Here is a 22,503-nt window from a genome sequence, read left to right as displayed (position 1 = left end):
AGGGTTGTTACACCATATAAGTGCACAACCCTTTTCATTTTATTCAGATCTGCCACACGTTTGTGTAACAGCTCTTCTTTAAATGTTATTTGAGATATAGATTATTTATTAGCTACAGCGTTCTGTGCTGCCTCGTAAGCATCTGTATTCTCGTAGTGTGTAACGCCCAGTGCATCCTGATAAATTGCATTGTCGAACAGCTCAATCTTCGGTAATGTAGCGGCGTTCTTATAGGTGCCCTCAGAACCATCTTTAGTAGAAGAGGCAATCTCGTATGTGTTTCTGAACGTAAACTTAACGTCATCACCAAAATTTTCTACATCATACTCTTTAGAAGTAGATTTCTGAAGTTTACCTTTGTTGTTTACCAGATAGTATTTCTTATCTACAACATAGATTCTGTAATCATCATCTGCTTCCAGTCTCTTGCCATTCCAGTAAAGGTAACCGGATTTCTCACCTGTATAACCCTGACCATTCTTACCATTCTTGGTCTCGAAGTAGTAGGTGTAGTTATCATCCTCTTCTTCAACATTAGCAATCTTGCCGGTCTTCATATAACCATCATTGTCGAAGTAGTAGAATTTCTTATCGATCATCTGTAAACCAGTCTGCATCTGACCAATTTCATTGAAGCAGAAGTTCTTGCCATTGATCTTGATCTTCTTGGTATATACTTTAGCACCGTCATCAGTTAAGTCAGTATTGTTCTTCTCACCGTCATCAGCTTTCTTAGCCTTACCGTCTTTGAAGTAATACCAATCGGTATCATCGCCTGCCTTAAGTGCATCAGCACCATCGATCTGATACCAGCCATCAGCTCTCCAGCCCTCTTCAACTACGTTCATGTAACGTACTTCAGAAGCGGTAGCTTCGATGGAATCGCTATCCAGTTTTGCATTGGAAGCCACGTTTGCTTTAACACCATTGATCCACTCATACAGCATCTGACCATGATTGTTGAAGTAGTAGTATTTACCGTTGATCTTTTTCTGCTTAGCGTCTTTGTACATCTTACCGTCGCTACCGAACCAGTACCAACCTTCTTCATCACACGGATCATCATCATTCTGAGAATCATGGCTTACGGCATCTGCTGCATCTTTCTCATCATCATCTTCGGAATCCGGAGCAGCTAACCACAGCCAAGAAGAGTTGGTTCTAGCACCGTCATCCTCTTCGCCTAAGTAGTATACGTTGTTGTTAGAATCAGCATACCAACCATACTGCATTTTTCCATCTTCATCGAAGAAGTAAGTCTTGCCATTGATCTTTTTATCATCAGAAGTGGTCTTTTTACCCTTGCTGCCGAAGTAGTACCAGCTTTCGCCATCCTCGTCCGGATCATCCTGATCGTCATCGGACACGGTCTTCTTCCACTCGTTAGTCAGCATATGACCATCTTCAGCTACATAGTAGTCATCGTCTACCCAAGAATCTGTCAGCATGTTGCCGTCATCATCCAGATAGAACCACTTACCACCGTCTTTTTTCCACTCGCCTGTTACCATCTCATCGTCGCTGTCATAGTAGTGCCAAACACCAGCGTCATCTTTCTCCCAACCAGCTGCGAAAGAAGTCATGGAAGCACCCATAGCGAGTAAAGCTGCTGCAGAAAGTACTGCAACTAATTTAGTCTGCTTTCTCATAATTAATGCACTCTCCTTTTTACTTTTTGAAATAATTTTCTCGAAATCCTAACTGCATTACCAGGTCATTATACTTCGGATATAGAAAAGTATCGGGAGGTGGGATTTGTCGATTTTTCGTTTCTTTTTTTCGTTGACTTTTCTTTCTTTCCCAAATACAATAGAAGAAAGAAAGAAAGAAAGAAAGAAAGAAAGAAAGAAAGAAAGAAAGAAAGAAAGAAAAAAAGAAAGAAAGAAAGGTGAATAGTATGCTTTCGTTTGAGAATCAAGAGGTGGAATTTAAGCAAGAATATGTACCTGAGATTCGAAAAGAAGTAATTGCCTTTGCAAATGCTTCTGGAGGTACTATTTTGATTGGTGTTAGAAAAGATGGAGCAATTATTGGCGTAGATGATCCAGATGCAATCATGCTTCAGGTTGCAGGTTCTTTAAAAGATTCTATCGCACCTGATATTATGCCTTTTGTCAATATAAAAACTGTGGAAATTGACGGAAAAACGGTCGTTGAAATTAATATTGCAACAGGAACGAATCGTCCATATTATATTCGGGAAAAAGGTCTAAAGCCCAGTGGTGTATATGTTCGAAAAGGAAGTTCTTCACAACCCATGACAGATGAGGGCATCCGGGAAATGATCATTCAAAGCGGCAGATGTTCCTATGAAACAAGCCGAAGCATGAATCAGGATTTGACATTTGAGTATTTTGAAAATGAGATGCACAAACGAAAAATTGCGTTTGGAAGATCACAGATGCAAACATTAAAACTGATAGGTGATGATCATTTATACACAAATCTTGCATTGCTATTATCGGATCAATGTGAAGTAACAACAAAAGTGGCTCTTTTTCAAGGAACAGATAAAGCGGTTTTCAGAGATAGAAAGGAATTTTCTGGTTCTATTTTAAAACAATTGGAAGACGTTTATCAGTTTATTGATTTAAACAATAAAACGCAAGCCAGTTTTTCGGGTTTAATCCGTATTGATAAAAAAGATTACCCAGAAGAGGCAATCAGAGAAGCGCTTTTAAATAGTATCGTTCATCGAGATTATTCGTTTAGTGGAAGTAATATTATAAATATTTATGACGATCGTATAGAAATTGTCTCATTGGGAGGATTGGTTTCCGGACTGGAATTAAATTCTATTTTTCTGGGTGTATCGCAGCCAAGGAATCCTAATTTGGCAGCTATTTTTTATCGCATGATGTTAATAGAAAGTTATGGTACAGGAATTGGAAAAATTCAACGAGCCTATGGAGATAACGAAAAAAAGCCTTTTTTTGAAACAGCAAAAGGTGTTTTCCGTGTTACACTTCCAAATAGAAACGAAGGAATACAAAAGCTGTCAAAACCAAGGAAACGTCTGGTAGCAGTTTACCGACAGCCGCTATCTTCTGAAAAAGCTGAAATTCTCTCATATGTAGCAGAGCATAAAAAAATAACAAGAAAAGAAACCGAAGCGCTTTTAAATATAGGTACAACAAAAGCGTATAGGATCTTAAAGGAATTATCCAGTGCCGGAAAATTGCATATAAATGGTTCTGGAAAAAATGTTTATTATACAGGAGAGTAAGCGATTAGCTAAATCAGAACTTAAACGTGCAAACTGGAAGCTCGGATTCCGATTCAGCTTTGCTGACCTGAAAAGATGAAAGAAACCAAATATACCGTTAAATACACGACCGGTTTCAAAAAAGACTACAAACGAGCCATAAAGCGTGGCATGAAGATCGAGCTGCTGGAGCAGGTCGTAGCATTGCTGGCAATGGGCGAGCCGCTGCCGGATAAGAACCGCGACCATGACCTGTCCGGCGATTGGGCAGGTCATCGGGAATGTCATATTCTCCCGACTGGCTGCTTGTGGATGGTGTTTGTCAGCGTGTCAAAATTCTCATACTTGTCAATCAAGGCTATAAATTTCTCTGCTGATTTCTGGCTCTGCTCGTAGCCGGTAACAGCCTTTTCCAGTTCCGCGATCTCAATCTCAAGTTCGTCTTGAAACAAAAATGCTCTAAGTGATTTCTTCACTAACCATGACAAATATCATGATTAAGAAGTCACTTAGAGCATATATCATTTCTTGTTTATCTGTCTTTATTTTTCTTTTGGCTGCACGCAGCGGCTGAATCCCCGCTCGCTTACATAAAGTACGGCTGCGGCCGGAATTGCTGTTACGCAGACAACCAGCAGGTTAAAAATCCATTTAAAATTGGTAATGAAGTGCAGGCTCTGCGGAACTGTGATTTTATCATATAAAAATGCCAGAATCTGTGGATCTCTGGTTAAAGTAAATGCTAAAAATGCCACTCCGATTCCCAGCACAATCGCCATGCCAAAAAGGATTCCCCAGACACTCCAGGTTGTTTTTGTATTAGCTGTCATACTCGATTGCCTCCTTAAAATTGATGGCTTTAGTGTAACGCAAAGATGTGTTCCTTTTGTGAAGAATACATAAAATTTCTGGTTATCTTTGTAAAAAGTATTTTATATACAAAAAGCAGCATACAGAGGCACGATTTTCTTGTTTTCATCAAATACAATTAATGTTGTTTCGCGGACAATCGTCTGACTGGATATATGAGAAAGAATCGGAACCAAGTATTCAGGACTAATGTCTTCATCAAATGTCTGCTTAAGCTTTGGATTTGTATCAAAATTAAAGTAAACAGTATTTTCGTAATGGGTACGTCCAAATTCGAGAACAGAATAGGTTTTGCCTACCTGTCTGGCCCCCTGCAATATCAATGGTTTGCGATGTTTACTGTTTTTCCAGTATTCTAAAAATATTGTAATTTTTCGATACATGAAAACACCTCCCGATACTTTTCCATATCCGAAGTATAATGACCTGGTAATGCAGTTAGGATTTCGAGAAAAATATTTCAAAAAGTAAAAAGGAGAGTGCATTAATTATGAGAAAGCAGACTAAATTAGTTGCAGTACTTTCTGCAGCAGCTTTACTCGCTATGGGTGCTTCCATGACTTCTTTCGCAGCTGGTTGGCAGAAAGATGACGCTGGTGTTTGGCACTACTATGATAGCGATGATGAGATGGTAACAGGCGAGTGGAAAAAAGATGGCGGTAAATGGTTCCACCTCGATGATGAGGGAGATATGGAGACCAACACATGGGTAGACGATGACTACTATGTAGGCGAAGATGGCGCTATGCTGACAAACGCTTGGAAGTATACTATGTCTGATGATGATCAGGATGATCCGGATTCCGATGGTAAGCATTGGTACTATTTCAACAACAAGGGTAAAAAAGTTGCTGATCAGGATAAGAAGATCAATGGTAAGACATACCTTTTCAACGAAGATGGTGAGATGCTGTATGGTTGGCAGGATTGGCAAGGAGCTATTTACTACTTCGGTGAAGAAATGGATGGCGCAAGAACAGAGAATAAGTGGCTGTGGCTTGAGAAATCCGGTATGTTAGATACTGATGAGGATGTACAGAAAACAGTTCCTGGTTGCAGTGAAAATGACATCTGTGATGACGAAGGTTGGTACTGGTTCAATGCTTCCGGTAAGATGTACAAAGACGCCGCTAAGAAGAAAATCAACGGAAATCCTGCAAGTTTCTGCAGTTCCTTCGGATTGTTGAAGCGGCTGATATCACCTACTTCTGCAAGGAATCCTGACACTGTCCTGATTCCCACACCTTTGATCTCTAACAGCTTTTCAGCCATCGGAATCTTTCTTATCAGTTCTTCAATTAGAACCATAACTTCCTGTAGACGCGTATTTCTGGATTCATAGTCCTCCAGAAGCATTCGAATTTCCATTCTTGCAGACACCGCACCTTCTTTGCTTCCAACGCTGTGCTCAGCAGCTTCTATCAGGGTCTTCGCCCTCGCCTTTCCAACTGCTCTTAACTTCTCATCACGCCAGATTTGGTTCACTCCATCGATACCTAACGTCAGGATATCTTCAGGGAGTGGTGCTGCTTTAAGGATTAGCATTCCGCTCTTGGCATCCGGCTTTCCGTATACCGTCTTATATTCAGGAAAATATATATTGAACCAACGACTGATTCTGTTTTGAATTCTTGTAAGTTCCGCCTGTAACTGGAATCTTATGTTTGATGCTGTTCTAAGATCAGCATAAACACCATCCGGCAGATATGGGATCATGTAACGTCCCTCCCTAACTAATCCTGCTATAACTTTCGGATCCTTACGGTCGTTTTTAGTCGGATTATTGTCGTCGAGTTCTTTTGATTTTTTCACATGGTGAGGATTTACAAGCACCGGTTTCATTTCATTATCCTGTAGAAACTTTCCAAGATTGAACCAGTAATGCCCTGTCGGTTCCATACCTGGAACCACCTTATCCTTCTCATGTCTTTCTTTGAGGTTCAGGATCCATTCCTTAAATGTCACAAATCCAGCCTCTGTATTGCTAAACTTAAATGGCTTCTTCGAATACTCGATTCCTCTGTAATCAAAAGCTCTGGCATAGTGCATTTCACTTCCGACATCAATTCCGAGTACCAAAGTTTTTTCTGTAATAGCTTCAATTTTTGCGTTCTGTGTGTTAGACTTCATTGTAGATACCTCTCTGTATAATAAGATTTTTACTAACCTGCCAGTCAGTAGTCTTATTGTACTCTGAGGTATTTTCAATTTTCAACGTCTACGCTTTTTATTATACAGGAAGCTCCTTTTACTTTTTGAAATATTTTTCTCGAAATCCTAACTGCATTACCAGGTCATTATACTTCGGATATGGAAAAGTATCGCAAGTTGCAAAAAAAGGGAGAGATAATGTTACTGTTCACAGGTAGGCACTTTTGGAACCGAAAGTGCCGTAAGAAAACGTGGTGGCAGCAGGAATTTGCCGTATTTAAATGCGAAGCCACGGCAAATTCCGTTACTGGGCACGTATGCGTGAACAGTAACGAGATAATAGGGGAAATTTAAGATTTCCTTCCTTGCTATCCACAAAACGAAATGCTATACTGATACAAGCCGTTTCTCTGGTTTTACGAATAAGAAAAGGAGAAGAATGTGATGGAACAGACAGAGATTGCAAGAGAGCAGGGAGCTCCGGCTGCATCCATTTTGGCAGAGCAGGCATGGGAAGGAAAAGTACGAAAAGTTTTTTCATGGATTGTGTCGGTGTATCTGTGTGTGGTGTTTGGGGCATTTCCGCTATATTTCCATAATTATTATTATGATATTCTGGTATCGAAATATCAGTTTTACTGGCTCAGCACGGTTGCGATGCTGGCGTCATGCCTGATCGCAGCGATAGTATTTGCGTGCATGGACTTAAAGCGGTTTGGCGGGGCGCATGTGCGGCATTTTTTTTGCGCGTTTCGACCGTCTGAATTAAAAAAGCAGCCATTTGCCTATAAGGCACTGGCAGTTTTCTGGGGACTGGCACTGATATCGACGGTGCTGTCGGATTATGTGTATGAGTCGTTCTGGGGCAATGAAGGACGATTCAGCGGATTTTTTTTGATTACGCTGTATGTGCTGGGAACGATTGTGAGCAGCAAGTATGGTCGGATGAGAAAATGGTACCTGGATGTGTTTTTGGCATCGTCCGTTCTGGTCTGCCTGTTTGGAATCACAGATTATTTCCAGATGGATTTATTGGGATGGAAAAAGGGCGTGAGCAATGAACAGGGAAACCTGTTTGTATCTACATTGGGAAATATCAACACGTATACGGCGTTTGTGGCGCTTACGATGGCGGTTGCCTGCGGCTGTTTTGTAAGTGAGAGAAAAGTGGGACGCCGTATCTGGTATTATCTGGTTTCGGCGCTGGCCTTTTTTGCATTGATTACCGGACAGAGTGATAATGCATATTTATCACTTGGAATGCTGTTTGCGGTGATGCCGCTGTTTTTATTTACGACATGGCGGGGCATCGCAGATTATGGTATTCTGGCGGCTACGTTTATGACCGTGATCAAGGCAGTAGATACGGTCAATAAAGTATATGCCGATCAGGTCATCGGTCTGGGCGGTGTGTTTGGCGTGTTGGTGCGCTATCGTTATCTGGAGGGAATCGTCGTTTTATTCTGGATTCTGGCGGGGATTCTCTGTGTTTGGAAACGGAAGATGGAACAGACGAATCCAGAGAGCAAACCGGGACGATGGATTTGGCGTGGCTGGTGTGCCGTTTTGATTCTTGGATGCCTGGCAGTGGCATTTGTCCTCTATGATGCAAATCTGGGAGGACATGCGGAACGGTACAGCGCGTTGTCCCAGTATCTTGTTTTTGATGATGACTGGGGGACGAACCGGGGATATTGCTGGAGAATTGGCTGGCAGTCCTATCGCGAGCTGCCGTTCCTGCATCAGTTGTTTGGTTTTGGACCAGACACATATGGAATTCTGACTTGGGATTTCAGGCAGGATGCGCTGGATCGGTATGGAGTTTTCTATGAGAGCGCCCACAACGAATATTTCCAGTACCTTGTTACAATGGGACCGCTTGCGCTTGTATCTTATCTTGCGTTTCTGGGCGGCACCTGCGTGCAGATGTGCAAAAAATGGAAAGAGTGCGCCTGGATCCTGGCGCCTGTTCTGGCGGTGCTCTGCTATGGAGCACAGGCAGTTGTTAATATCAACCTCCCGATCGCGACACCGATTATGTGGGCTATGCTGGCGATTGGGCTTGCACTCACAAGAGAGAAAGCAGAACAGGCAGAATAGCTCAAATAGACAGAACGGATTAAATAGACAGCAAATCCGAGCAGATTCGGCGGAAAAGCCGAAATGACGAACTTTGTCGATTTAGAATTTAAAGTAATGTGTGCACAGTAACCCGTGTCGAAATTTGCGATCGATAGACTCTTTTATTTTTCTTAAAATCGGTTTATAAATAATATGAAAAGAAAAAACGATATGATCGCCTGGCAGAGCTGCGTTATGCAGTGTGGTCATCTGAATGGAAGAACAGGCAGTCAAAAGGAGGAGAGTTTATGGATGAAGCTAAAAAATTGGTCGTTTTAGAGCAGGAAAATGAAGAATTAAAGCGTGAGCTGAGGGAGTTATTTAAAACTCTGGATCAGATGAATCAAAGCTTAAACCGGATGATTGACCACTACATACTCTGTAAGACGGAGAAGGCGGGATAAGCGGAGAGCCTGGATAAGATGGAAAAGAAGAGGCTCATTTATACCAGATGGAGCAGGTGAAAAATCAAATCAAAAATTAAATAGTAGATCGAATATGAAAGCCGCATGATTCAGAAGGTATGTTATCAAACCAGAATGAATCATGCGGCATTTTTTATCTACTCTGTGTAATATGTAGTCGGCGCGTCAATTCCCAGATTAAATCATGCATCCAGGAGACAGTCTGCTCCAGCTGCTCGTTTTTCTCTCTTAGAGCCAATACTTCCTGATAGAGCGTTTCCTTGTCGGAATCTTTTGAAATATCCGGATGGATCTTCGAGGAAGTGGAAGACGATTTTGTTTTACCCGGTGCTGCAGAAGGATCTGTCATCAGTTTGGTGTTATCGGGTGCTGCATTTTGAACCGACGATTTTTCATCATCCAGTGATTTGCTCCGGCCGGATGGCTTTGTCTGCTCTGGTGCCTTAGCCTTGTTCGCCGGTTTGGCTTTAGAATCCAAAGGGATCGCCGCATTAATCATGTGTCTGGAAATCAGGATCTGCCGCTGTGGATAGTCTAAGTCCATGAAATCCTGATACGGAATGGGAAGAGGAGTCATGGCAATTGAGCAATGCGGACACACCGCATTGGCAACGAGCTGAAAGAATCCATAATGTCCACAGTTTGGACAGCAATAAACATTTAAACCACGCATAGAGTTGCCTCCGTAGAAGTAAGAGTTGAGTCATTAGGAGAAAAATGAAAATATCCCCCTTATTATAATACGTTTTAATCGAGAACATTATAACTGGTTTTTAGAAAAAAATTTAAAAATTTCCAAAAAAAATTTCAAAACGATAAAAAAAGACATCTTTTAGAAAAAATACCGCGGTGTCACAAAAGTGTCCTGCGGTATTTGAACGGATGCAATATTATATTCTACTGGATGATTCCAGATGTGTCAACTGTCCAGACAGTATCATTGCTGTCTTTGATATCCTTGAACCCTTTTCCGAGTTCCGGACGGGAAGCGGAAGAGGAGGAAGAGGTTGCTTTCTGGATGGTGCCGCTGGTGTTTACCAGGTAGCGTTTTTCACTGATGGAAACCGGCTCATAGCGGAGTTCCGGATCCGCCTTCTTTAAAAGACCGTTTACATAAACCTGGTTATCGCGCTCGCCATGGTAGCCCTGTCCTTTGAGAGAGCCTTTGGTCTGGAAATACCAGATCTGGTTTTCTTCTAAATCATCATTGTAAATGGTCTGCTTGCCGGTACGCATCACGCCGTCGTCGCCGAAGTAGTAGGAGGCGAAGCTGCCATCCGCCTGTTTCAGGCTCTGAAGTCCGGTCTGCATTTCACCGCGCTCGTTGAAGCAGTAGCGCTCGGAATTGATGGTGAAAATAGCAAGATCCTTCTCGGCAAAGTAAGCGGTTCCGTTTTTAAAGAAGAAGGAAAATGGCTCTTCTTCTTCGCTGATGCCCGGTGCCCCTTCAATGGTGTACCAGCCGCTTGCCCGGCGTCCGCCATTTTCCGGATCGTAATAGCGGAAATCGTTTAAGCTGACAGTGTCTGTGGCAGAGTTGTCCGCTGTTGCTGCTTCGTTTGAAGGTGTGCTGGAGCTTACAAAGCCAGCTTCCGCGACATTGATCCAGCCTGTCTGCATCTGGCCGTCGATGAAAGTGTAGTAGCCATTGTCGATTTTGCGGTCCATCTGGTTTACGATCATGCGTCCTTCGGTGTCAAAATAGCACCAGATATCTTCATCGTCGGTGTCTTTCGTGATGGTTTCCAGCAGAATCCATCCGGTTTTTCTGGCGCCGTCATCCTCCTCGCCGAGGTAGTAGGTCTGTCCGTCCAGCTCCAGAAGCCCGGTCTGCATCAGTCCGTCCTCGTCGAAATAGTAGGTTTTTCCGTTGATGCTCATCCATTTGGCAGTTACAATCTTGCCGTCCTTGCCAAAATAGAGCCAGGAGCCGCCGTCCGGAGAATCCGGGCTGTCATAGCTGATCTCATTTTCAGCCGAAACCCATTGGTTCTTTGCCATGTGCCCCTCATCGTTGACGAAATAGTCATCGACTCTCTGATTGGTAGCAATCTCGCCTTCCTCATCGAGATAAAACCAGTCGCCATTCCGCTTTTTCCATGTGTTTGTCTCTTTATAGCCGTCCTCATCGTAGTAATAAAGACGACCATCTTCCTCTGTCCAGCCGCTCTGAGCCGCCAGAACTCTGTAAGTTCCCGTATTTGTCATTATAGGTGCAGCAGCCGCGAACAAAGCCGCAGCGGATAAAACAGCTAAAGTTTTAGTTTGCTTACGCATGGTATAATCTCTCCTTTTTGAAAATGCGAAAATCCATCGCTGCATTACGGGGCTTATTATACGGGGATTATGCGTAAAAAGATAGTGTGCGTTGCTGGAAAGGGTGGAGAGATGTGGAAAAAGGTTACTGTACACGGGTAGGCACTTTTGGAACCGAAAGTGCCGTAAGAAAACGTGGTGGTAGCAGGAATTTGCCGTATTTAAATGCGAAGCCACGGCAAATTCCGTTACTGGGCACGATGCGTGAACAGTAACGGAAAAAGGGGTGAACCAGCTGGAACACCCCTTTTTCTATATGAAAATATAATTTTTTATTTTACGTATTTCGAATCCGTCAGGAACTCCAGCGTCAGCGTTCCTGCCAGCCTCTCCAGCGTATCTATCACATACTGGTTAATACTCTGTGATTTTTCCCGCGCGATCCGGTAGTCCATCGCGGAATTATAGTAGTTGTCTCCATCGACCGTATATCCGTCGAATCCCGCGCAGGCGGCGTGGTGGACGCTTGTTTTGGTCAGGACGTTCAGCAGCATGACAAAGGAATTATCGATGATCTCTGCATTCTGGTCGATCAGGGAATTATAGTTTAAGGTGTAATCAAAATGTGTATCTTTGACATTCGTCACGTTCGAGGTCGCGATGACGCGCACCGGGCGTCCTTGGGCGTCGGCGTGCTCGAGCAGGCGGTTGTTGAGCTGGACATACCGCCTGGAATTGCTTAAGAACGCATAATCGATTGGAATTCCCTCCGGGATAAAATTGACGGAGATTGTGATCGGATTGTGCGCCTTAATATAGGAAAGAATTGTCTCCTTTTCCAGTTCCAGATTCTTTCCCGGACCGAGCAGCAGAAGCGGGCGCTCGCTCCAGGAAGCACTCAATGCCTGAATATCGGCTTCGTCATTGCATTCTGTGCTCTGATACCTGCGGTACAGTGTTTCAATGTAATCTTTGTCGTAGAGCAGTTTTTTCTCCGGCTCAATCGCATCCAGAATCGTATTGATGGATTTAAGCGACAGGGTGTGTTTATCCATCAGGAAGCGGACGTAGTTCGGATGGCAGTTGTTGGAGGCGGAAATATAGAAGAACAGGTTGTATCCCCATGGGCTCTTGCGGAAGAACGGCATGATGCTGATGTCGATCGCCTCGAGCATCTGACTGACATTGAAATTGCGTCCGAATACGGTGTTCATGTACATGGAAATGAGTTCGATCGGAAGATTTCCGGCGCTTTTTCCCATGCCGTACAGGGTGGCATCAACTAAAACGGTGCGGTCTGCCGGTTCGCGTAAGACTTCCATGCTGTTCGAGTATGCGAGCTGGAAGTTATTGTGGGAGTGGTAGCCGATCGCGATCGATGGTTTTAAGTTGTAGTTTAAGAGCTGGAAATAGTGCAGCAGGTTATCCTGATGAAGCAGACCGTAGGTGTCTACAAGGGACATCGCATACGGTTCCAGATCGTTTACAAGGTCAACCAGATCCAGAAGCTCACGGTCGGAGTAGCTGGTGATCGAAACCGCCTGTGCAAACACTTTGTAGCCCAGTTTTTTGACTTCGTGGCAGAACTGGATCGCCTCATGCATCACATGTTTTTTGAAAATGACGCGGATGCCGTCGATGTAGGACTCAGAACACGGGCTTAAATTAGAAATATCGCAGGTTCCGTAGTCGATCATGGCGACGATCATCGTATTTCCCTTGTCCAGCTTGCCGAAAATCTGATCGGCACACTGGGTTGTCGGCATGATCGTGCGGTTGCGGTCGAAAGTGCGGCGGTCATCCAGAAAACCAACTTCCAGAATGTCCACGCCCGCGCTGATCAGACGTTCAAAAATAGTAACAATATTGTCGTGACCGAACTCCCAGTCGTTGACGTAGCCGCCGTCACGGAGAGTGCAGTCGAGTAATTTGACTTGTTTCATGATGTTTGTCCTCTTGTTATGTTTGTAATTTTAAAAATTGACTCCCAGAAACGCCCCGATATCATGCGTATCCTTTGCCGTATAAACCGGCGCATATTCCTGCCATGCCTCCGCGGTATCTGGTCCGAAGCCGTAGGTGACTGCCATAAAATCGACAGCTGCCTCTTTGGCACCCTTTCCGTCGGAAGAGGTATCACCGATAAGAACTGCCTCGGATGGAGACAACTCCAAAGCTTTTAAGCACTTGTGCAGAACGTCAGCCTTCGTCATTTTGCTGGCAAAATCGCTGCCGCAGATGGAGTCACAGAGTTCTGTGAAATGGTAATGTTCCAGCAGAGTCAGCGCATAATCTTCACGTTTCAGGGTGGCAACCCCGATCTTGCAGCCCTGTGCGCGGAGTGCGCGGATCAGGTCTTTGATACCGGCGTATGGCTCGGCTTTCAGCAGGTCGTGATCCTTGTACTGGGTGCGGAAAATCTCGGTTGCGTGGTTCGCGGCGTCCTCGTCCAGTCCATAGAGGCGGATGAGCGACAGCTTGACGGGCGGTCCGATAAAGGTGCGGAGTGTCGCCTCGTCGAGGGCAGGTTTTCCAAGTGCTTCTACCGTGTGACGCACGCTCGCAAAGACGCCTTCGGATGTATCGAGCAGCGTGCCGTCGAGGTCGAAGATCACGCCGCGGTATGTTTTCTTATTCATAGGGTGCTAGTCCTCCTGTGTAAAATCGCCTGTACTGTTTCAAGGTCGGCGGGGGTGTCTACGGAAAGCGTATATCCGCAGATGGGAAGAAATAGGATCGTTTTCCCATATTCGAGGAAACGCAGCAAATCCACGCCCTCGATCTGTTCCAGAATACCCGGTCTGCTCTGGCAGAAGAAATCGAGCGATTCCCGCGTATAAAGCCCGATACTCACAAATTTCCGGGAAGGTTTGTCAAGCGTCCCCTTGCGGAATGGAATTGGCGCACGGGAAATGTAAAGCCCTGTGCCGTCCGGGCGGCAGACCACTTTTATGTTGGATGGATCGGCTGTCTCGGCATCGTTCAGGATATCTGCCATGGCATTGATGAGAAATGGACGTTGTACATTTTCTTTTGAGGTAATAACAGTAAGCGCCTGCTCCATAAAATTTTGCAGAATCTCTGGTGTCAGAAGCGGTTCATCCCCGCCGATCATCGCATAAAAATCAAATTTCCGCGAAGAAGCAGACTTGGAATCTTCCAGAATCGTCACCGCCTCCTGAATGCGGGAGGTCGGATTCTGATGGGAATGGGAGGTGAAAACCGCCTCAAATCCATATGTCTGGCAAACAGCAGCAATCTCAGGGCTGTCGGTCGCAGCGTAAACGGCATCAAATACACCGCTGTCCCGCGCCGCCGCGAGAACCCGCACAACCATTGGAATCCCATCAATCTGTTTCAATGCCTTTCCCGGAAAGCGAACCGAATTAAGCCGCGCCGGAATCAGCGCGCAGACCTTTTTTTTCTGTGCTAATCGATTCATAAGACGTTCCTCTGTATGATAAAAATGCAGTTACATAAAGTAAACTGAACCGTAACGATTCAGGCATACCGATGTGAATCGGATGCCGACCTTTATTATAGAAAAGAAATAGGAAAAACACAAGACAACATAAGAAAAATGTAAGTTACTGTTCACGGGTAGGCACTTTTGGAACCGAAAGTGCCGTAAGAAAACGTGGTGGCAGCAGGAATTTGCCGTATTTAAATGCGAAGCCACGGCAAATTCCGTTACTGGGCACGTATGCGTGAACAGTAACAAAAGAACGTTTCAGAAGAAGGGAAAACGCCGTGCTGGCTATGAAAAGAGAAATATGTGTGATATAATGTGAACACTTGACGAGGTATTTTCGAGTCTAGTGAGAACATATACCTGACCACTTAATGAGGTGTTTCACGAATTTAGTGGTCATGGTATAATGAGCGCAGAAGAAACGAATACGGCTGCGAAGCAGACATATTCTTTTCTTGCGCCATTAACGAACGAACAGCCATGCGAAGCAGGGCGGTAGAGCGCGATAGCGCGGGTTCGTGAGTGGACGGGTGAGAATACGTTCTTATGATGTAGTATGAACACTTGACAAGGTATTTTCAGGAGGAAATCAAAATGAAACAGAAACTTTCTAATTATATAGCAGAAAAGCTTCTCGCATCCGGCATCACGGATGTGTTTATGATCACGGGCGGCGGCGCGATGCATCTGGATGACGCGCTGGGGCACCAGGAAGGACTTCACTGCCTCTACAATCATCATGAGCAGGCATGTGCGATGGCAGCGGAGGCGTATGCCCGCATCCACAACAAGATTGCGGCAGTGTGCGTGACGACGGGACCTGGCGGCATCAATGCGATGAACGGCGTTGCGGGCGGATTTCTGGATTCAATCCCGATGTTTGTCATTTCCGGACAGGTGCGTTATGACACGACAGCGCGCAGCACGGGACTTCACCTGCGCGCGATGGGCGATCAGGAGTATGATATCACCAAATCGGTTGCCAATATGACAAAATACTGTGAGATGGTGATCGATCCGATGCGTATCCGCTTCTGTGTGGAAAAAGCCCTGTATCTGGCTTACAACGGTCGTCCGGGTCCTACCTGGCTGGATATTCCGCTGAATGTGCAGGCGGCAATGATCGAGACAGACGATCTGATCGGCTTTGAACCGGAGAATTATGAGGCAGGCGGAACTGGCTGGGCGGCAGAGAGCGCGTCCGAGATCCCGGAGGATACCGCCGGAAAAGGTGAATTTCGTGCAAAACTTCCGGCACGTGTGACGAAGGAGACGGCGCGTGCGATCATCGAGAAAGTCCGCACCTCCAAACGTCCGGTGATCAATGCCGGAAATGGTATCCGTATCGGCGCGGCACACGATGTTTTCATGCGCGTGGTTGAAAAGCTGGGAATCCCGGTTGTGACCGGCGCGGACAGCATCGACTGTATCTATGACGAACACCCGCTGTACATCGGAAAAGGCGGCAACGTCGGCGATCGCCCGGGCAACTTCGCGATCCAGAACAGCGATCTGGTGCTGTCGCTCGGAAGCCGTCTGAGTTTCCGTCAGGTCGGTTACCGTTTTACTACCTGGGCGCGCGAGGCGTATGTGATTGTGAATGATATCGATGCCGAAGAGCTGAAAAAGCCGACCCTGCATGTGGACATGCCGGTTCACGCGGATGTGAAGGATCTTCTGACCGTGATGGACGAGGTTCTTTCGGAGGAAGGAAAAGCGGACGGCGCGGCTTCGATGACGCAGGAGTACAAGGACGCGCAGGCAGAGTGGCTGCGTATCTGCCAGGGCTGGAAGCATGATTATCCGGTGGTTCTGCCGAAGCACATGAACGGCGGCACGGAGACAGAGGCAAACGTATATGCATTTGCGTATGAGATGAGCCGTCGCTTAAATGAGAACCAGATCGTGGTTGTGGGGAATGGATCTGCAAATGTTGTGTGTGGACATGCAAATATTGTGAAAAAGGGACAGAGATTTATCTCGAACTCCGGCATCGCTTCGATGGGCTACGGACTTCCGGCATCGATCGGCGCGTGCGTGGCAGATCACAGCCAGGATATTATCCTGATCACCGGAGACGGCAGTATTCAGATGAATTTACAGGAGCTTGAGACAGTTGTCAGCCACCGGATGCCGATCAAGATCTTCATTATCAATAACGGCGGTTACCATTCTATCCGCCAGACCCAGAAGAATTTCTTCGGCGAGCCGCTCATCGGTATCGGCGTGGACAGCGGCGATCTTGGATTCCCGAGCATGGAAAAGCTGGCGTGGGCGTATGGATTCCCATATGTATCGATTCATGGAAATAAGGAGCTGGGCGAGAAGGTGGAAGAAACGCTGGCGATGGACGGCCCGGTGATCTGCGAGGTATTTGTAACGCTGGATCAGAACTTTGAGCCGAAGTCCGCGGCGAAGAGACTGCCGGACGGAACGCTTGTATCGCCGCCGCTGGAGGATCTGTCCCCATTCCTGCCGGACGAGGAGATGGACCGTATCATGCTGATTCCGCGTATTAAAAAATAGTAAAGGAAACGATAGAATGAAGATAGTTGTCACAGGTGCCACCAGCTTTGTAGGTCTGGGGGCGGTGCGCGAGCTGTTACATCGCGGACATCAGGTATACGCCGTACTGCGGGAACATTCGACGAAAGCGGATCTGCTGCGGGAAAATGGAAAATTTCCGCAGGGACTCACGATTTTGGAGGAGGATCTGGGGAATCTCTCGAAACTGCCGGAACGGATTCCGGGCGGATGCGATGTGTTTCTCCATATGGGCTGGCGCGGTGCAGGGAGTGATTCACGGAAAAATGAGTCAGTCCAGGAGGAGAGCGTGCAGGACGCGCTGAATGCCGTCCGCGTGGCGAAAGACCTCGGGTGCCGGCGGTTTCTCTTTACAGGTTCGCAGGCGGAGTATGGTGTCAAGAGCGAGCTGACAGACGAGGAGGCGGTCTGCGAGCCGACCTCCCCGTATGGACGCGCGAAACTGGCAGTCCGGCAGCAGGCGGAAGTGCTCTGCCGGAAACTGGGACTGGATTATGGGCATGCACGGATTTTCAGCACGTATGGACCGGGCGATCACCCGTGGTCGCTTCTTTCCTCCTGTGTCCGGGTCTTCCGGGCAGGGGAAAAGATGACGATGACTGCCTGCACGCAGCTCTGGAACTTCATGTATATTGACGATGCGGGGCGCGCTCTGGCGGATCTGGCAGAATATGAGGGAAATCTCACGGATCACGGATGTGTCTACAATCTGGGCGGTCCGATGGATGAGACAGGACCGCTGCGCGGGTTTGTCGAGACGGTCTATGAGCTGTGCGGCAGGCAGGGCAGCATGGAATTTGGCGTCCGCCCGCCGAATGCAGAGGGAATCGTCAATCTGATCCCGGATATCCGCAAGATGGAGCGGGTGGTTGGCTGGAAGCCGCAGGTATATTTTGAAGAAGGAATGAAGAGAATTCTGGCTTTTCAGAAATGATTTTTCTGCCCTCTGTGCAGAGTGACGGGAGAGAATGGTAAATATTTGGACATATTTTATCAGTTTATGCCAAGTAAATAGCGAAGCAGCCAAAAATCGTTAAGAAAATTGTAGGTTGTCAAAAGGGAGAAAGACGTTTAAAATAAAGGCAGTATAGCCGAAGCGGCTTTCTCTTTTTTTTGTGTTCGAAATTTGGTGGAACGAAACAGAAGAGTTCAAACAAAAAGCAAATTAATAGGAATCAGAAAAGTATGAAAAAAATCAGTATATTAATTCCCTGCTACAACGAGGAAGAGAATGTAGGTCCGATCAGCGAGGCGGTTGTGGAGACGCTGGAGCGCGATCTGCCGGAATATGACTATGAGCTTGTCTTTATCGACAATGATTCGACGGACCAGACGCGCCCGATTCTTCGGAAGATCTGCAGCGAGAATCCACGGATCAAGGCAATTTTTAATGCCAAAAACTTTGGACAGTTCAATTCCCCGTATTATGGAATGTTACAGTGTACCGGCGACTGCGTGATCAGCATGGTGGCAGATTTTCAGGATCCGGTCGATATGATCCCGAAATATGTCCATGAGTGGGAAAATGGCTACAAGATTGTCATCGGCATCAAGACGGGAAGCAAGGAAAACCCGATCATGTATGCGCTGAGGAGCTGCTATTACAAGATGATAAAGAAACTCTCCGATGTCGAGCAGATTGAGCATTTTACCGGTTCGGGTCTGTATGACCGCGATTTTATTGAGATTCTGCGGGAGCTTGACGATCCGACGCCGTTTCTGCGCGGAATCGTGGCGGAGCTTGGTTATAAGCGCAAGGAGATCCCATATATCCAGCCGCAGCGCCGCGCAGGCAAGACACACAACAATTTTTACCGGCTCTACGATGCCGCGATGCTCAGTGTGACCTCCTATACGAAGGTCGGTCTGCGCCTGGCGACGATCTTTGGAAGTATCTGCGCGGCGATCAGTATGATCGTGGCGATTGTATATCTGGTGATGAAACTGCTTCACTGGTATGATTTTCCGGCTGGTATGGCGCCGGTTCTGATTGGAATGTGTTTTTTAGGGTCGGTTCAGATCTTTTTCATCGGTCTGGTGGGGGAGTATATTTTATCGATCAATTCGAGAGTCATGAAGCGTCCGCTGGTAGTGGAGGAAGAGCGGCTGAATTTTGATACACCGGTAAAAAAAGTTGGGGGCAAACAGCATGAAATGTAATGTCGATGTAGTTCGGATTCGTGAAAATTCGATTCAGCTCAATGGCTGGGCGATCGGAAAGACGCCGGAGACGGAGATCACCTATCAGGTTGAAGATGGGGCACATCAGCCGATCCGGTTTCAGTATGTGGCGACCCGCCGCGACGACGTCAGCCAGATTTATTTTGGGCGAACGGTAGAAAAAGAGCTTGGATTTGATATCCAGTTCCCGTATGAGCGCGGAAAAGATTATTATCTGATTGCAAAAGGCGAGGGCCGCAAAATCCGCATTAAATATAATGAAGAACTGATCCGCAAGCGCAGCAGTGTGGCGCACAAGCGGATGCAGAAGATCCGCGATCTGATGAACATGGAGACTGTGCGGGTCTGTCTGGATTTTTGGAAGGAAAATGGTCTGAAAGCCCTGCTGGTAAAATCCAAGCACAAACTGCAGGGAATTGACAATGACTACGATTACGGCGAGTGGTATTCACTGACGAAGCCGACGGCGGAGGAGCTGGAGGAACAGAGGAAAAAGGTGTTTGACGCGCCGGTTAAATTCTCGATCGTGATTCCGGCATTTAAGACACCGGAGCGATTTCTGCGGGAAATGCTGGATTCGATCGCGGAACAGACATACGCAAACTGGGAGGTTTGCGTGGCGGACGGCAGTCCGGCAGGACAAAGCTGCGAGCGGGTGCTGGAGCAGTATGCGAAGAAGGACAGCCGCTTTAAATACGTAATTTTAGGCGAAAATAAGGGCATTTCCGGCAATACGAATGCAGCAATGGATATGGCGACCGGCGATTATATCGTGCTGGCAGACCATGACGATAAGCTGACACCGAATGCTCTCTATGAGTGTGCGAAACTGTTACAGGAACATCCGGGATGCGACTGCTTCTATTCGGATGAGGATAAGCTGGATATGGACGGCGGCGCTTTGTTTGATCCGCATTTTAAGCCGGATTTCAATATCGATCTGCTCTGCAGCGTCAACTATATCTGCCATCTGTTTGTCGTCAGCCACGATCTGGCAGCGCAGGTGGGCGGCTTCCGTCAGGAATACGACGGAGCGCAGGATTATGACTTTATTTTCCGTTGTACGGAGAAGGCGAAGGAGATCCGCCATATCCCGAAGGTGCTGTATCACTGGCGCTGCCACAAGGATTCGACAGCGAGCAACCCGGAGAGCAAGCTGTACGCATTTGATGCGGGTGCGCGCGCGATCATGGATCATTATAAACGCGTCGGTATCGAGGCGGAGCGCGTGGAAAAAGGTGTGGACTACGGCATTTATCACTCTGTATATAAAATTCAGGGGGAACCGCTGGTATCGATCATCATTCCGAACAAGGATCACCATACGGATCTGGATCTATGCCTGCGGGCGATTGAGACGCGGGCAACGTACCGCAATGTTGAGTTTATCATTGTAGAGAACAACAGCACGGAGAAGGAAACCTTTGAATACTATGAAAAGATTCAGAAGGAATTTTCCAATGTCCATGTGGTAACCTGGGAGCGCGAGTTTAACTATTCGGCGATCAACAACTTCGGCGTGACCTTCGCAAAGGGCGAATATCTGCTGTTTTTAAATAATGATACCGAGCTGATTGCGGAGAATTTCATCGAGGAGATGCTGGGACTGTGCCAGCGGGAGGATGTCGGCGCAGTTGGCGCGAGACTGCTCTATCAGGATGATACGATCCAGCATGCGGGCGTTGTGATTGGTTTCGGCGGCATCGCAGGGCATACGTTTATCGGACTTCATAAGGCGGAAAACAGCTATTTCCACCGTGCGATGAGTACACAGGATTATAGCGCTGTGACGGCGGCGTGCCTGATGACAAAGAAAGCGCTCTTTGATGAGGTCGGCGGCTTTACGGAGAAGCTGGCGGTCGCATTTAACGATATCGATTATTGCATGAAAGTGCGGGCATCAAATCATTTAGTGGTTTACAATCCGTACGCATTGCTGTATCATTATGAGTCGAAGTCAAGAGGACTGGAGGATACGCCGGAGAAGGTGGCGCGTTTTAACCGGGAGATCAGGATTTTCTCGGAGCGCTGGCCGGAGATCCTTAAAAATGGAGATCCTTATTACAATCCGAACCTGACGCTGCGGAAGTCCAATTTCGCCCTCAGGGATCTGAAAAAAGAGAAAATCGGAGAACCGTATCATCTGGAGGTATAACCCGGGATGGAGATTACAACGACAATTATTATTCCCAATTATAATGGGTTGAAATTTATGGACGAATGCATCCGTTCACTGAATGTACAGACGTATCCGAATTTCCGGACGCTGGTGGTGGACAACGGTTCGACGGACGGAAGCGTGGAGTGGCTGAAGGAACATCAGATCGATACGATTTTCCTGCCGGAAAACACGGGATTTTCCGGCGCAGTCAACGTCGGAATCAAGGCGGCAGACACACCATATGTGCTGCTTTTAAATAATGACGTCCGGGTGGACGAGTATTTCGTGGCGGAGATGGTGCGTGCGATCGGTCAGTCGGAGCGCATCTTTTCCGTCAGCAGCCGGATGATCCAGATGTACCATCCAGACAGGCTGGATGATGCAGGCGATATGTATTCCCTGCTTGGCTGGGCGTACCAGCGCGGCGTGGGACGGGATCTTACGCATTACCGCCGTTCAAGCCGGGTATTCTCGGCGTGCGCGGGCGCAGCGATCTACAGGAGAGAGGTATTTGAGGAGATAGGCTATTTCGATGAGATGCATTTTGCCTATCTGGAAGATATTGATGTGGGATATAGAGCCCGGATTGCGGGGTATGACAATATATACTGCCCGGCGGCGCTGGTATGGCACGTCGGAAGCGGAACCAGCGGTTCCAAGTACAATTCATTCAAGGTTAAGCTGGCGGCACGCAACAATGTGTATCTGAATTATAAAAATATGCCGTGCTTACAGCTTATCATAAATGCGATTCCGATCGCAGCGGGGATTTTCGTGAAATATTCATTTTTCAGGAAACTCGGGTTTGGAAAAGATTATCTGGAAGGTCTGAAAGAAGGCATACGGACGGCAAAGAAGTGTAAAAAAGTGGCGTACCGCCCGGAACGGCTTAAAAATTATCTGGCGATAGAGCTGGAACTTTTAGCCGGGACATTTCTCTATGTCTATGAATTTGCTGTGAGACAGATCGAGAAAAAAGCAGCATCTGATAAATCGTGAGGAAAAGGTTAGAGTTGTTACTGGGCACGTATGAGTGGACAGTAACTTAGAGTTTGCGCGATGTGTGAACGGTCATGGTTTAGCAGATGAAACACGGAGAAAGGCTGCTTATCAGACA

At 46.7% G+C, this 22,503-nt stretch carries 18 protein-coding genes and 3 pseudogenes; 11 read left to right on the top strand and 10 right to left on the bottom strand.

The features are described from left to right. Positions 1 to 101 precede the first annotated feature (101 nt). Positions 102 to 1,649 carry a glucan-binding protein gene (locus DXC57_RS08085; RefSeq protein WP_118468350.1) on the bottom strand — a complete coding sequence of 516 codons (1,548 nt, stop codon included), beginning with the start codon at positions 1,647 to 1,649 and terminating at the stop codon, positions 102 to 104. Between the two features lie 106 nt (positions 1,650 to 1,755). On the opposite strand from DXC57_RS08085, the gene DXC57_RS15505 reads away from it, so the two are divergent. From DXC57_RS15505 to DXC57_RS15890, 3 genes and pseudogenes are all read left to right on the top strand, one after another. Continuing rightward, a complete protein-coding gene (locus DXC57_RS15505) occupies positions 1,756 to 1,896 on the top strand; it encodes a hypothetical protein (protein ID WP_182430020.1) in 141 nt (46 codons plus the stop codon). Position 1,897: 1 nt separating this feature from the next. Further along, the gene (locus DXC57_RS08080) at positions 1,898 to 3,226 is read left to right on the top strand and encodes an RNA-binding domain-containing protein (RefSeq protein WP_118481949.1); all 1,329 of its coding nucleotides are present in this window, start codon (positions 1,898 to 1,900) and stop codon (positions 3,224 to 3,226) included. 75 nt (positions 3,227 to 3,301) lie between these two features. After that, positions 3,302 to 3,516, top strand: a pseudogene (locus DXC57_RS15890) (type II toxin-antitoxin system YafQ family toxin); the annotation flags it as partial. 40 nt (positions 3,517 to 3,556) lie between these two features. Here DXC57_RS15890 and DXC57_RS15885 read toward each other — a convergent pair. The 3 genes and pseudogenes from DXC57_RS15885 to DXC57_RS08065 form a co-directional block, all read right to left on the bottom strand. Then, positions 3,557 to 3,681 (bottom strand): annotated as a pseudogene (locus DXC57_RS15885) (hypothetical protein); the annotation flags it as partial. A 66-nt stretch (positions 3,682 to 3,747) separates the two neighbouring features. Beyond that, positions 3,748 to 4,035 carry a hypothetical protein gene (locus DXC57_RS08070; RefSeq protein WP_107001445.1) on the bottom strand — a complete coding sequence of 96 codons (288 nt, stop codon included), beginning with the start codon at positions 4,033 to 4,035 and terminating at the stop codon, positions 3,748 to 3,750. A gap of 102 nt (positions 4,036 to 4,137) precedes the next feature. After that, positions 4,138 to 4,458: an AAA family ATPase gene (locus DXC57_RS08065; RefSeq protein WP_107001446.1), complete on the bottom strand. Its 321-nt coding sequence runs from the start codon at positions 4,456 to 4,458 to the stop codon at positions 4,138 to 4,140. A 107-nt stretch (positions 4,459 to 4,565) separates the two neighbouring features. On the opposite strand from DXC57_RS08065, the pseudogene DXC57_RS15715 reads away from it, so the two are divergent. Continuing rightward, a pseudogene (locus DXC57_RS15715) lies at positions 4,566 to 5,006 on the top strand (glucan-binding protein); the annotation flags it as partial. A 14-nt stretch (positions 5,007 to 5,020) separates the two neighbouring features. On the opposite strand, the gene DXC57_RS08055 reads toward DXC57_RS15715, so the two are convergent. Beyond that, entirely contained in the window at positions 5,021 to 6,205 is a 1,185-nt protein-coding gene (locus DXC57_RS08055; RefSeq protein ID WP_243101386.1) for an IS110 family transposase, read from the bottom strand. Between the two features lie 465 nt (positions 6,206 to 6,670). On the opposite strand from DXC57_RS08055, the gene DXC57_RS08050 reads away from it, so the two are divergent. Further along, positions 6,671 to 8,326 carry an O-antigen ligase family protein gene (locus DXC57_RS08050; protein WP_118472960.1) on the top strand — a complete coding sequence of 552 codons (1,656 nt, stop codon included), beginning with the start codon at positions 6,671 to 6,673 and terminating at the stop codon, positions 8,324 to 8,326. A 269-nt stretch (positions 8,327 to 8,595) separates the two neighbouring features. Further along, positions 8,596 to 8,751, top strand: coding sequence for a hypothetical protein (locus tag DXC57_RS15500; protein ID WP_182427968.1), 156 nt, complete (start codon positions 8,596 to 8,598; stop codon positions 8,749 to 8,751). A 154-nt stretch (positions 8,752 to 8,905) separates the two neighbouring features. Here DXC57_RS15500 and DXC57_RS08045 read toward each other — a convergent pair whose 3' ends face one another. The 5 genes from DXC57_RS08045 to DXC57_RS08025 all read right to left on the bottom strand — a co-directional run bounded on the left by DXC57_RS08045 (position 8,906) and on the right by DXC57_RS08025 (position 14,470). After that, entirely contained in the window at positions 8,906 to 9,445 is a 540-nt protein-coding gene (locus DXC57_RS08045) for a hypothetical protein (RefSeq protein ID WP_118472959.1), read from the bottom strand. 224 nt (positions 9,446 to 9,669) lie between these two features. Then, positions 9,670 to 11,049 carry a cell wall-binding protein gene (locus tag DXC57_RS08040; RefSeq protein WP_118472958.1) on the bottom strand — a complete coding sequence of 460 codons (1,380 nt, stop codon included), beginning with the start codon at positions 11,047 to 11,049 and terminating at the stop codon, positions 9,670 to 9,672. A 311-nt stretch (positions 11,050 to 11,360) separates the two neighbouring features. Beyond that, entirely contained in the window at positions 11,361 to 12,971 is a 1,611-nt protein-coding gene (locus tag DXC57_RS08035; RefSeq protein ID WP_118652012.1) for an aldolase catalytic domain-containing protein, read from the bottom strand. 30 nt (positions 12,972 to 13,001) lie between these two features. Beyond that, positions 13,002 to 13,667: an HAD hydrolase-like protein gene (locus DXC57_RS08030; RefSeq protein ID WP_022359155.1), complete on the bottom strand. Its 666-nt coding sequence runs from the start codon at positions 13,665 to 13,667 to the stop codon at positions 13,002 to 13,004. After that, on the bottom strand, positions 13,664 to 14,470 hold the full coding sequence (locus DXC57_RS08025) for a 3-deoxy-manno-octulosonate cytidylyltransferase (RefSeq protein ID WP_118652010.1): 807 nt from the start codon (positions 14,468 to 14,470) through the stop codon (positions 13,664 to 13,666). The genes DXC57_RS08030 and DXC57_RS08025 overlap by 4 nt, the downstream gene beginning before the upstream one ends. A gap of 624 nt (positions 14,471 to 15,094) precedes the next feature. Here DXC57_RS08025 and DXC57_RS08020 point away from each other — a divergent pair. The 5 genes from DXC57_RS08020 (at position 15,095) to DXC57_RS08000 (ending at position 22,385) form a co-directional block, all read left to right on the top strand. Then, a complete protein-coding gene (locus DXC57_RS08020; RefSeq protein WP_118652008.1) occupies positions 15,095 to 17,026 on the top strand; it encodes a thiamine pyrophosphate-binding protein in 1,932 nt (643 codons plus the stop codon). A 16-nt stretch (positions 17,027 to 17,042) separates the two neighbouring features. Then, positions 17,043 to 17,978 (top strand): NAD(P)-dependent oxidoreductase, encoded by a 936-nt coding sequence (locus tag DXC57_RS08015; RefSeq protein WP_118652006.1) that lies wholly within the window; start codon positions 17,043 to 17,045, stop codon positions 17,976 to 17,978. A 251-nt stretch (positions 17,979 to 18,229) separates the two neighbouring features. Continuing rightward, positions 18,230 to 19,204, top strand: coding sequence for a glycosyltransferase family 2 protein (locus DXC57_RS08010; protein ID WP_107001455.1), 975 nt, complete (start codon positions 18,230 to 18,232; stop codon positions 19,202 to 19,204). Next, complete coding sequence (locus DXC57_RS08005) at positions 19,194 to 21,380, top strand: glycosyltransferase family 2 protein (protein WP_118652004.1); 2,187 nt, start codon at positions 19,194 to 19,196, stop codon at positions 21,378 to 21,380. The genes DXC57_RS08010 and DXC57_RS08005 overlap by 11 nt, the downstream gene beginning before the upstream one ends. A gap of 6 nt (positions 21,381 to 21,386) precedes the next feature. Beyond that, complete coding sequence (locus DXC57_RS08000; RefSeq protein WP_118652002.1) at positions 21,387 to 22,385, top strand: glycosyltransferase family 2 protein; 999 nt, start codon at positions 21,387 to 21,389, stop codon at positions 22,383 to 22,385. Positions 22,386 to 22,503: the final 118 nt, after the last annotated feature.

Origin of the sequence: Clostridium sp. TF06-15AC, assembly GCF_003481165.1 — a bacterium.
Taxonomy (GTDB): domain Bacteria; phylum Bacillota; class Clostridia; order Lachnospirales; family Lachnospiraceae; genus Otoolea; species Otoolea fessa.
The sequence above is the reverse complement of the archived record's forward strand: the minus strand, read 5'-3'. Positions and strand labels throughout refer to the sequence as shown.